The following is a 593-nucleotide window of genomic DNA, read 5'->3' on the forward strand; positions in this document are numbered from 1 at the left end:
CGCCCAGGCGCGCTGCGCGTCGCGCGCCTGCGCCACCGCCGCGGCCACGTCGGCGGCATTGGCCTGGCCGACGCGGTGCAGCGGCGTGCCGCTGCCCGGTTCGATCACCTCGAGGACGCCGCCCTGGGCGGCGACCCACTCGCCGTTGAAGATGCGCTCGCTCCAGGTGGATGCGGCGGCCAGGGGTTCGGTGCTGTGCATGCTGTGTGCTCTCGTGGAAAGAGGAAGAAAGAGTGGTTCAGAGGGCGGTGGCGGCCAGGCCGCCATCCACCGGCAGGTTGACGCCGTTGATCCAGCGCGCCGCATCGGAGGCGAGGAACACCACCGCTTCGGCGACCTCGTCGGCATAGGCCGGGCGCTTCATCTTGCCGGCATCGGCCTGGACCCGCTCGGGCCCGAGCATGGTGACGAAATCGCCCAGGATCGGCGTGAACACCGGGCCGGGCGCGACGCTGTTGACCCGCACCGAATGCGCGGCGAACCAGTCGCGCGAGCGCAGCAGCGTCCACACGATCAGCGCTTCCTTGAAGTACTGGTAGCAGGTCGCCTGCGGCACCGGATGCGCCGCCAGCCAGTCGCTGCCGGCGGCGTAG

2 protein-coding genes are annotated in these 593 nt (G+C 71.2%); both read right to left on the minus strand.

All coding sequences use genetic code 11. From position 1 onward, the window contains the following. On the minus strand, nucleotides 1-201 hold a 201-nt coding region (locus tag D588_RS24475), incomplete at its 3' end, for an aldehyde dehydrogenase family protein (RefSeq protein WP_043084374.1). Nucleotides 202-238: 37 nt separating this feature from the next. Next, a partial coding sequence (locus D588_RS0110665) for an SDR family oxidoreductase (protein ID WP_017915956.1) occupies nucleotides 239-593 on the minus strand: 355 nt, incomplete at its 5' end.

The sequence above is a fragment of the Xanthomonas sp. SHU 308 genome (assembly GCF_000364645.1).
Lineage (GTDB): Bacteria > Pseudomonadota > Gammaproteobacteria > Xanthomonadales > Xanthomonadaceae > Xanthomonas_A > Xanthomonas_A sontii.